Origin of the sequence: Paenibacillus sp. FSL P4-0176 (assembly GCF_037975265.1) — a bacterium.
In the GTDB taxonomy this organism is placed as follows: Bacteria; Bacillota; Bacilli; order Paenibacillales; family Paenibacillaceae; genus Paenibacillus; species Paenibacillus amylolyticus.
This window is the reverse complement of sequence record NZ_CP150242.1, coordinates 3,650,502-3,661,961: the sequence shown is the minus strand read 5'-3', so window position 1 is coordinate 3,661,961 and position 11,460 is coordinate 3,650,502. Positions and strand designations below refer to the sequence as shown.

Here is an 11,460-nt window from a genome sequence, read left to right as displayed (position 1 = left end):
TTTCATGAAATCCTTATTGATATGCCACTCTACCTTTTTATGAACATCCACAACCGTAGCCGTTCTATACTTTTCTTTTTTCATGACCGAAACTTGTCCATTCACTTCGAGTAAGGCGTACGCCCATTCCGAATTTGCTAATATGCATTATATCCCATGGAGTTGGTTACCTTATACAACACCACTTGCATTGAAGTGAGAAAAATCCGATAAATGCTGATGCGGCTTATAGTGAAACTACAGAAGTAACAAAGCTTTGGAGGAAAATGGCATGTTAGGAAACATTCTGTTGGGTATGGTCATTCCCATTATATTGGGTGTATGGATTCTGCGTCGGAACTTTACAATCCTTATTCTATATTATCCACTTGGTGTGGCTATTTCAGCATCCATCAACAATATCGGATTTAATTACTTCTGGAATATTCTGCCGAATACTCATAATCAATCCTTGGCTGCTCTTCCAATGGATCTTGGAGTCTATCCGATCGCCGGCTGCTTGATGATGTATGCCATTATCGTCAAAGGTGCCAAGCCATGGTTGGCGATTCTTGTTGCATCATTGTCGCTGACATTAATCGAATGGGTTGCCAAAATGATGGGGCATGTCATTTATTTTAATGGATGGAACATTCTTTGGACCTTTTTGTCATACCTCCTGCCATTTGTTCTTGCTTATGGTTACAGTAAACTATTGAGGTATACCAAGTGAAGTTTTACTGAAGCTTTCCACTAATAAGGCAGGACAGATGATATGGGTTAACGCTGATGGGCATACGTGCATATCTTAACTCATATTTGTCTTGGAGGGATTCTTAATGTATGTGGCATATCCTTATGGTTACAGGTACACTTTTACTCCGGTATGGGCAACATCATCAGCCGAAGCACTTGAATTAATCAAAACGGCTGTGCAAGGAGAACGAAACGATGAGGTGTTCTATGATTCACTGATTCAGTTGTCACCTGATGCCAATCAGGCTGCCATCATCACGAGCATCCGCAATGATGAACGAGGACATAATCAAATGTTCCGCCAAATGTACAAGGATCTGACAGGTCAAGAGATTTCGGGCGTAAGCAGTGAGCCAGTTGAGACGGTCACCTCTTATCTCGCCGGACTGCAAAAGGCGTTTCAGGGTGAATTGGCCGCCGTGGAAAAGTATAGAAAAATATGGTTTGGTCTCCCTTATGGCATATATAAAGACACGGTTTGGGGAATCATCCTGGACGAACAGAAACATGCGGATAAATATAACAATCTGATTACCTACAATTTGCCGAGATAGTCATGTATGGGATGAAAAACGTGCGTATTCTTTTAAAAATGAACAATTGAAAGCACTAAAAAACCAGTGAATGAGTAAAGCTCACTGGTTTTTTTGCTTTGCTGAGTCTCTCTTATATAAACTCTTGCTATCAAATGCACTCTTCCAACGTATCAGGTTCCACATGAACGTGAACGGTGTATACGTCATGTTCCTCCATTAACTCGTTCTCTACGTCTGTACAGATATCGTGTGCTTGTTGAAGATCCAGCTCAGCATCAACTGTTATGACAACGTCTACTACAACGTTATTGCCATAGTTCCGCGCTCTCACGTCTTTAACTGTCTCTACGCTGTCAATTCCGGCAATCGTTTTTTTGTACTCCTGTATCAGTTCAACATCAAAACCATCGGTCAGATGGTGCGTTGCTTCCTTGAAAATGTCCCAAGCGGTTTTGCAGATGAGGAAACCTACGATGACAGCCGTTACAGGGTCCAGCCATGGGAGGCCGAACTGGGAACCCACGATTCCAATGACCGTACCGGTGCTCACCCAGGCATCGGAAATGTTATCACGAGCCGCAGCCATGACCGCCTGACTTTTAATACGTGTAGCAAGTCTCTTGTTATAACGATAGACCAGATACATGATAACTGCGCAGAAAATGCCTGTGTACGCAGCGATGATATCCGGAGATTCATGTGTACCCTGAAACACAGAACCAATGGCTTCAAAAAGTACTTGTAAACCTACTGCCATCATAATGAAAGAAGCAACAAGTGACGCAACGGTCTCTGCTCTCCAGTGACCATATGTATGATCTGTGTCGGCTGGGCGTTGGGCAAGCTTCAAACCGATCAGTACAGCTATTGAGGCCACAATATCGGTGGCATTGTTTAATCCATCCGCCTTGAGCGCTTCTGATCCGGCCATATTGCCAACGATCAGTTTTAATACGGTCAAACATATGTAGGCGATAATGCTGATGATAGCTCCGCGCTCCCCCAGCTTTAAATTATCGTATTTAAGTTGATCCACATGATATCCTCCTGCAATCTTCAATTCAAGCACGTGTATGATGGTACCATTGAAGATTTGTGTGGGTCTAGAGAAACGTTTTGAGTGTGACGAAACATAATCTGAACGCGGCAATTTTTTTACGAGCATCCAAAAAAGTTGGATTTGGCAAACTTAAGTGATTAATGGGTGGTAAGAGGAAGGTGGCCGACTGCCTTCCCTTGTAACCACACTTTCTTGCACTTAGACACAAAGAGCCAAATGGATCGTTTTGATCCACTCGGCTCTTTGCGTTATTTTACAATCATTTGTATAACATCACTTACCGTTGTTCCACTTCCATTCATAATTCACTGCCCTCATTCAGAAAGTGTCGGTTCACCTTGCACCTCATTGGCAAGCATCTCCGAATCATCAGAATGCCGTTCGAACATAACTGCGTCAACCCTCGTATAGATCATATCCGCAGGAAGCGTTGGTGGGTCTACCGTTGTAGGCGTAACTCTGGTTAACCGGACATACTCGCTGCCGTCGCCCGTAAAGTCGAACGTCCCCAGATTAACCCAACCCGATGATCCGGTCGTTGCATCCATATAGGTGACCTCAGTACCCGTCTTATGCTTCACTTCCACTTTGACATTGTTATCGTTTGCTGTCGTATGGACGAGTTTATAGATCGAGACCGTATATTTACCTTCTGGAAACTCGCCTTTCCACGTTGCTGATGAGTCTTGAACTGTTGAATAGCGGGATTTAACACCAATTTTGTATCCGGCTAAATTGCTTTGGCTCCACGACCCTTCTGTCGTGTATAACCCCGTTGTATTTGTACTATCGACGATAACCGTTAGGTCCCTGATCGTGATATTCAAAGGCGGTGTGGTTAAGGTCACTCCGTCAATCGTAACCGTAGCCCATACCCCAATGTGATCCGTATCCCCATCGAGATTAAGAAGAGTCAGCACCCCACTGCTATTCACTTCAGCCAGATCCGTACGATCAACGAAATACTGCACATTGGCCTGTGTAAGATCACCGACCAAACCGTTATCCAAATAACCGGTTACGCTCAGTTGTGCGGTTTGAGTCATCTGCAGCTCGTTCCGATCGGACAGGATCACAGCAGACTCCAATTGCGGTACCCTGTTTGGGTCCACCCACATGATTGCATCGGCAACGACTCTGGACTTATTGGCCTTATTGGTTAGTTCCACGTACCCGCTATCGCCTGCAGCAAAAGGATAATCCCCCAGGTGCACCCAAGTACCATTCGCTGTTGTCTCATCAACTGTCACCGTATCGGAGCCTCCGCTATGATAAACGGTAAATGAGACATTTGTTGCCCAATTTTCACTCGCAGCCGTGATTTGCGGAATCTTATAATACACACTGTAAGTGACACTTTCTGGAAGCTCAGGCCGCCATCTCATTTTGCTTGTCGCTGTGCCGGTCGTAGATTTGGCATACACATAGTTATCATAATAATAATCGTTAGCCGTCGTATCCCTTATCCAGACGCCTTCTGTCTCGGCCTCTGTATTATCCACAATGATGGTTGAACTATCCTGCCCATCGGGTTGGACTGGAGTTTCCGTTACCTGATCAGGCAGATAAAGTGTACGCTTGTTGGTCTGTTTCCCCTCCGATTCCACGTAATACGTGAAAGTTTGGGATAGATCATTCACTCGTATCGACCATTCCATCGGGTATATCGTATCTGGGATGGTCGTGTACGTGGCCCCGCCATCCAAGGAATAATGAATTGTCGCTGGTTTTGTCGTTTTGGCCTGCACATAAGCATCATAAACCGTTTCGTCGGGCTTAACCATCAGCATGCCTTTAACAGCATCAATTGGACTGTGGGTATCAAAGAAATAGCTTGCACCCGATGTATCAGCCGTTCTAACCTGATGCAGCGGCACATTAATGTTAAGTCCTTCTACAATGATCGCGGTGATGCCCTTGCCTGAAACCGTGGTTTGAATGATTCCGCCACTCATTACCGTTTGCTCTGGTGTGCCATTGTCGCGGATGATCGTTACGGTATAATCCTGTGCCGGGTTGAATCCAATGATCTGTTCATTCAATTCAATCGGAGTCTGAACTTCTTCAGACGATGCATTGCTTAATCCGATGTAGAATTTATCCCCGCTCTCACCCGTTATCCAATTCAATTGAGGATGGTTGGTCTTAATAATCCCCTTAGGCATCCAGAGCCAAACGTCCGAATTACCATAAAATTGACCTGGTTTATTCCCATAGAGATGATATTTGAACCATAAAAAATTCGTTTCAAAAACGGAAGGAAACGTAATACTGCCGTTTGATTTCAATGATTGTTCGCTGATCAAATAATCCATCGTTTGCCCGAGTTGCCCCGGGATATGGTGATAATAGATGGATGTAGCCCCGCTTGGGCCTTCCAGAGGAAAGTCCGGTTCAAGTTGGCTAACGGCGAAGCCTTTATAATAATAACCTGGATAACTGGAATATCGTCCAATAACCGCATTATGAGCAATATCCTGCAACAGTTCATCCCCTGTATAAAGCGACAATCTCAGCATGAACGGAGCTTCCTGAGCATTCATCCGATAATAGCCGGTTGTACTTCCTGCTTCAAACGTCAATCCGCTCGGTGAAACCAGCCAACGCTCCGCTTGAACACCTCCGGCAATATCTTCGGGAAGCTTGAGCCTAGGATATTGAAATTTACCACTTTCCGGCCAATGGAACGACTCCGCATAATTATATGTCTCCGGCTGCGGAATCGTAACGTCACCTTCAGGAACTGGACGAGCAACAAACATCGTTGCATACCGTTTGGCTTCCTTATAGGCGGCATCCAAGTATTTGGAATCCTGAGTTTCCTCATATAGCTCCAAGATCTCCATCCACAGCTTGCTATAATAATAAATGAACTCATTTTTACTCACATCAACGGATGCAGGCATATCGATATGTTGCGTGATATAACTGTCGGCTGCATCCTTCGCAGCTTGCAAATACTGTGCATCTCCCGTCATCCGATACATCATCAGGGGCTGAATGACAGGCCCGCGGTCTTTCTGATCCGGGTCACGCACAAGGTACTCTTCCTGAGCGAGTGCACCAATGCCTGCCGAAGTGCCCATCATCTGATTAACAGCGGCTACGCTTGAAACATCGAATGGCAGAGTAGCCATTTTCCATAAAGAAGGCACACCGTATACTTTCTTCTGCGTTGGCGACCAACCGATACCGTTTCGCGATACGCCATACTGGACGGACGGCAGTGCTCTCGTATCGTATAGCTGGTCATCTCCAGTCAAATAGTAAGCCCCCAAAAGAACCGCATTTGAGCTTGTTCGGACGCTATCCTCGTTTTCGATATCAATAAAACCCTTGGCACGGCTCCACCACCCGCTGGGTGATGGGACATAATTAACAGAGTCGTCCCCTTGCGGCTCAATTTTAAGGAGATCAATCATATTAAACATCGCGTCAGTAAGCGACTGATCTGACACATTTTCCCGGTATGCCGAATAATCGTACTCATTGCGAAGAATATCCACGTAGGACTCATATAGATTGCTTTTTTGAGCGATTAGCCCCATATGAAATTGATAAGTGCTTTCTGCGGTCATTTGCGAATAAGTCCCTAATTGAGGCGCATACAGGATGGGCTGCACGCTGCCTTCGTTGTTAACCAGGCTCATGCCAAGCCGTTGTTTCGTCACGCCTCCCGTCGGTTCAAATTCAACCGGAAGCTCTGTCGTAGGTACAAATACGCCATAGGTCAATGGATTTCCCGCACCATCATTTTTCTCAACCAGGCTCATCGGAGCGCTCAGCTCTCTTAAACTTGTTGATTCCACTGTACCTACCATTTTGGCATGTGACCGGAATCCATTTAACACTTCATTGATCCCCGAGACTGCCTCTGTTGTGAAGGACTGATATCCAATCACATAATTGCCGTCGCGGCGAGGCGTAAAGGCAAAAGAAACATCTGGTTTATCCCCTGCCATGGACCAGTTCACTTCAAAATCGTAATCACTGCCATGCGTAGAATCGGTTAATACCGCCGTCTGGCTGTCGGGAAAATGGACCCCGTCGAATGTAATCCAGCGCTTGTTCATCGTATCGTAGTAATTGGTTCGGCTGCCCGCGTTCCCATCTAATAAAACCCATTGCTCCTCAAGTCTTTCCGATTCATTATTGATTGGCATCCAGTTTCCCATGTCCGTGTTCTTGTAGAACATGTCACGAACGATAGATTTGCCTCCATCCCATGCTGCCTCATAGAAGGTTGCCTTGTAGTTCGCATTTTCGATGCTGCCTTTCTCTGTGTAACTGAGATTTGCTAAGGTACGGCTTCTTAGCGGGGGCAACGGTGGTGCTTGTTGACGGATATTCCCCTCGAACTTGACTGCATCAGCCCGCGTAATAATTGTACCCGTAGAAGGCTGTGTTCGAGTCAGCCTGACAAATTCGCTATCATTACCACTAAACTCATACTCCCCCAGATCCACCCATCCAACCGATGGACCTGACGAAGGTCTTAGATCCATAAACTTAACATCCGTAATCCCGTTATGAACAATCTCAATTTTCACATTACTATCTGCTTTATCCGCCCAATCCAGCTTATAAAACGATATTCTCGCCGTCCCTGCTTCCAAGCGTGGATTCCAGGTGATGCTTCTACCTACAGCGTCTGTAAATTTGGAACTGGAATTATTGTATCCCTTCACTCCCGCGCTTGTGCTCCAATATGGAGCGGAGAATCCGTTATTAGCGTTGCCGGAATCAACCGTAACGACATGATCAATTGTGAGGCTCCCATCATCAATGATGATTGTCTTATGTGGCTCTTTCTGCGTTATATTCCCTTCGAACTTGACCGCATCCGCGCGTGTAAGGATCGTGTTTGTGGTGCCGGTAGAACGGGTCAATTGAACGAATTCTTCACCAACTCCAGAAAAATAGTACTCTCCCAAATCAACCCACCCTGCTGGAGCGCCAGATGAGGGTCTTAGATCCATAAAGACTACATCCGTTGTTCCATTATGAACAATTTCGATTTTTACATTGCTATCAGCCTTATCCGCCCAATCCAGCTTATAGAACGATATTTTCGCGGTTCCTTCTTCCAAGCGTGGATTCCATGTTATCGTTCTGCCTGCTGTACTCGTATATTTGGTGCTGGAAAGATCATACCCCTTCACCCCTGTGCTTGTAGTCCAATTCGGAGCCGCATATCCATTGTTCTCGTTACCCGCATCAGGTGTCACAACATCATTGATCTTGATACTCCCGTCATCGATGATAATCGTCTGATAAGGTAAGGTCTCCGCATAAGCGGTCCTTATTCCGATCAGGCTGGAAGGAACTACGACCGTCAACATGAAAACGATGAAGAAAAACAGCTTCCTTTTGACCATACAATTCACAGCCTCTCCTCATAATGATAACGCTTCCAAAAATGAGTTATCTGCCTAATCCCGCTCTGTCGTTTTTATCTTAGCATGTTAGATTACGGTGAAATTTCTTTCATTTTAAGAATTTCTTATACGATTTTAAGTAAAAAAAGAAACCTACATCCTAATTGATTGCTCAGTAGCAGTCAGATAGAATATAGGTCTTCCAAGTGAACCCATCAATTATAATGGCGGCTGCACCAATAACAATTTTCCTAGCTGAATGACCGTTTGATCATACCAAGCTTGATGCTGCCGAACATGTTCCATACTTCGTTCATTGCCACTTGCCTCAAACACGGCCGCTTTGTCAGTTTTCTTGTGATCGATCTCGAAGCAAACTGTATGTTTCCCATTTGGTAGTTCCGGCAAGAAAACATATTGATTTCGATTATGATCGTTATAGGGTGTGAATCGATCAATAAGGAAGGGTTCTCCTCCATCCACCGACACCTTCAATCGGCCAGAATCCGGCCCCCCGATATCAAATAAGCCGATGTGGGTTCCCTCAAACTCCACTGTGATCGCCTCTCCTGCATCAACTGCTCGCCATAATCCGGGGAACAACCAATCATACTCACGCACTAAAGGAAAATCATCAGAGGTCATGTAAGACCACCCTGCGGAAAAATGAGTAAGACGATCCAGTGGCAACATGGTTGCATACTCCCAAGGATTGGCCGGGACCAAGGGGTCCTGCGGCAAGTGATGTTCGACTTTTCCCACGTGATCTCGAAGTTCGCTCATTTTCTCAAACGAACGAATGATGGTGTCTGTGTAGATCTGGTGTCCTTCGGGAATCGTCGGATGGATCGAATCATGCGTGAAAATAACGGCTCCGGGGATGGACACGTCTGCTCTTGAAGTAAAAATAAGCTTTCCATCCGAAACCAATTGACTGACCGCTACGCCCAGATGAATGGAAGGAATGCCGTAATAGTCGGCGACTTCCTCTTGCATAAGAGCGCCCTTCTGGTACTCGCCGGATTGAAATGAGGTCAAGTCCCGCTCCTTGATCGTATATACAAACAGGATATCGATAAACTGGCTGCGCTTGCGAATCTGTCGGACAATGCCTTCGATCCGCGCCTTGGATTCGGGCACTCCGCCATCGTTGCCAACGAATTCAACAAATACGAGATCAGGCTGATGACGAAGCACATCTGTCTCTAAACGGGCGCAGCCGAGGTCCGATCCTGTCCCATCAATGCCTGCGTTCACAGCGTGGATATCGGCATGGGGATATTGCCCTCGCAACCAATCCGCCGTCATGACCCTATATCCTTTCGAACGTGTATTACTACCGCCGAAATAAACGATGGTCACGGTTTCTCCATTTTCCAACTTCTGAATGACATTAGGTAGCCCTCTTCGTGGGAAAAATTCCTTCATCACGACTTCACCCGCCCTCACTTAGCGTTATTAGGAGCATAAAGTTTTACAGCAAACACTTCATAATAAGGCGAACCATACGTTGCACAGAAATCAAACCGGATGTGGGTTACACCTTGTGCAAACACCTGATGTTTGTTCAACGAAAGATAATTCCCACGGACTTTAATTTCACTCTCGGTTCCGTCTTCCAAAGTTAAAGTCACATCATAATCTTGAATCAACGACTCGATTGGATCGTCGAAATGCTCCAAATTCAGCTGCGAATTAAAAACAAGATGGATTTCATCCAGATTCTTGGGGCTTGCAAAACCAAATTCCAACCATTCCTGTCCTTCCGTACGTTCAGAAATCCAGCCGTTAGGCAGACCATAAGGTCTGGAGAAGCCGTTGACGACATTCGCGGGATTATACATATCCTGGGATGGTTTTAGATCCTTGAAGCAAATGCTCTTGTTAAGCTTCTTCAGTCTGGACGGCTCTTCCGGCTTATAAAGGAAGCTCACCGCTCCTGTCATTTTCTCCTCATTGCTCTGTACAGTAAGGCCCGTCGTACCTTCCAATACGATGTAGATTTTGTCGTCTGCTGGCTTCTTGCAGTTGAGGTCCAGTGTAATCCAGTCATCGTGACCCGCTGAAATCACCAAGTTGTAGCCCTTCAGCTCGCTGGTAGGAATATAGTTTTCCTTTCGATCCCCGCCAAACAGCTTCACTTGCAACGTTTCCGAATGCTCGGAACTATTTTTAATTTTGATCTGCACGCTTTCTGCTACGGATGTCTGGATCGGCAAGACCAAACATAACGCTTTTTCCAAGGAGATCTCTTCGGTTGGATGAAGTTGTTCATAGCTTCGCTGAGACGATGCACGTATCGTTAATTCGTCAGCAAAATAAGGATCTAACGGCTCTTGGAAGCCTACAATTGTTTGCCCGTCTCGAAGTAGCTGCGTCTGAAGCTCATCCATATGTGCTTTGACGATGGCAGCAGGGTCTGTATCATATTTTACGCATAACGCAGCAGCCGTTCCTACCGCCTGCCCCATACAACCACAAGTTGCCATGACCCTTGTAGATCCAAAAGCCACATGAGTAGCGCTTATATTACGGCCAGCAAACATGAGATTTGGGATATTACGTGAAAACAAGCTGCGAAACGGGATATTATACAATCCCGGCACAAAATTCCATGCTGTAGCCGGCCCTTCATCGTAGATGCCTTTATTTGCATGCAGATCCATATACCAACCTCCGACGGATACCGCATCTTCGAAATGAGTCTTTGCTGTAAGATCGTTCTGAGCCAGCATGTGTTCCCCTATAAACCGCCTCGACTCTCGTTTCCCCGGAATCGGGCATACATAATCCAAAATGAGATTGTCCACATCATCAAACTCACCGCTATTTTTGATATAATCCCATATCCCGTATACCAATTTCCGCAGTTCCAATGCGATGTCTTCATTATTCTTGATAATATCCATATGTCCGCCGTATTCCAGCCACCACAATCCGCCAAGCCCGTTGATTTTCCTTGGAAAAGACCGATGGTTTAATCCTTTTCTGATACTATCAAAAAACTCCAGCTTCGTAATATCATACGCAAAGCCTGGCCTTTTGTAAGGAACGGAATAGTTTACGTCACGGGCTTGAAACAGAATCGTATCACCCATGGTGTAATGATCCGCCACTTCTGGAGCGAGCTCCTCCTGGTATTCATGCTTCGCCTCTCTTCCCCATCGGAAGTGAGCACCTGATTGATATCCAACAATTCCATCGCCGGAGCAATCAATGTAGGTCGGGCTTTCAAAACGAAATTTTCTCTCTGAAGCCAATTGAAGGCCCTCCACCCATTGAATTCTGCCGTTCTCCATGCCCGTTTCATGTACACATGTATTCAGAAATAGAGAAATGTTGGGCTCATCATACACCATGTCAAGCAAGACCGTATCCGAAAGTGAAAGCATAAGTTTTTTGTTGTATAACGGATTATAATGAAAGATCTTCAGTTTGAGTTCTTCCACCAACCCGCCTTCGCGAGCATAATAGGATGGACTATTTCCGAGATATGCAGACCCGTTAATGTGAACTCTGACCTCGCTGCTCGCATTTCCACCCAGAACTGGCCGATCATTGATAAGTGAAACCAGCAACCCTTGGCGTGCGGCAGCAATGGCAGCGCATATCCCGGCAATTCCTCCACCTATGACGGTTACATCTGATTTCATAAGCTCCATTTTGATAACCTCCATGATTAGATGCTCCTATCATGGTAATGGTTTTGACCCCTTTTTTTTTACAGGATTTCGCGAAAAAATCATACATT

6 protein-coding genes are annotated in these 11,460 nt (G+C 45.6%); 2 read left to right on the top strand and 4 right to left on the bottom strand.

The features are described from left to right. Positions 1-271 precede the first annotated feature (271 nt). Positions 272-712: a hypothetical protein gene (locus tag MKY95_RS16535; RefSeq protein ID WP_339193409.1), complete on the top strand. Its 441-nt coding sequence runs from the start codon at positions 272-274 to the stop codon at positions 710-712. 106 nt (positions 713-818) lie between these two features. Further along, positions 819-1,289, top strand: coding sequence for a ferritin-like domain-containing protein (locus MKY95_RS16530; protein WP_127548746.1), 471 nt, complete (start codon positions 819-821; stop codon positions 1,287-1,289). Between the two features lie 130 nt (positions 1,290-1,419). Here MKY95_RS16530 and MKY95_RS16525 read toward each other — a convergent pair whose 3' ends face one another. The 4 genes from MKY95_RS16525 to MKY95_RS16510 all read right to left on the bottom strand — a co-directional run bounded on the left by MKY95_RS16525 (position 1,420) and on the right by MKY95_RS16510 (position 11,386). Beyond that, the gene (locus MKY95_RS16525; RefSeq protein ID WP_339193406.1) at positions 1,420-2,307 is read right to left on the bottom strand and encodes a cation diffusion facilitator family transporter; all 888 of its coding nucleotides are present in this window, start codon (positions 2,305-2,307) and stop codon (positions 1,420-1,422) included. A gap of 338 nt (positions 2,308-2,645) precedes the next feature. Then, on the bottom strand, positions 2,646-7,709 hold the full coding sequence (locus MKY95_RS16520) for a hypothetical protein (protein WP_339193405.1): 5,064 nt from the start codon (positions 7,707-7,709) through the stop codon (positions 2,646-2,648). A 219-nt stretch (positions 7,710-7,928) separates the two neighbouring features. Further along, on the bottom strand, positions 7,929-9,137 hold the full coding sequence (locus MKY95_RS16515) for a GDSL-type esterase/lipase family protein (RefSeq protein WP_339199986.1): 1,209 nt from the start codon (positions 9,135-9,137) through the stop codon (positions 7,929-7,931). A gap of 17 nt (positions 9,138-9,154) precedes the next feature. Continuing rightward, entirely contained in the window at positions 9,155-11,386 is a 2,232-nt protein-coding gene (locus MKY95_RS16510) for an FAD-dependent oxidoreductase (protein ID WP_339193403.1), read from the bottom strand. Positions 11,387-11,460: the final 74 nt, after the last annotated feature.

Excerpts from the sequence above, each read along its gene's own strand:
- MKY95_RS16535 (WP_339193409.1), top strand. The coding sequence starts at position 272 with ATGTTAGGAAACATTCTGTTGGGTATGGTCATTCCCATTATATTGGGT.
- MKY95_RS16530 (WP_127548746.1), top strand. The coding sequence starts at position 819 with ATGTATGTGGCATATCCTTATGGTTACAGGTACACTTTTACTCCGGTA.
- MKY95_RS16520 (WP_339193405.1), bottom strand. The coding sequence starts at position 7,709 with ATGGTCAAAAGGAAGCTGTTTTTCTTCATCGTTTTCATGTTGACGGTC.
- MKY95_RS16515 (WP_339199986.1), bottom strand. The coding sequence starts at position 9,137 with ATGAAGGAATTTTTCCCACGAAGAGGGCTACCTAATGTCATTCAGAAG.
- MKY95_RS16510 (WP_339193403.1), bottom strand. The coding sequence starts at position 11,386 with ATGGAGGTTATCAAAATGGAGCTTATGAAATCAGATGTAACCGTCATA.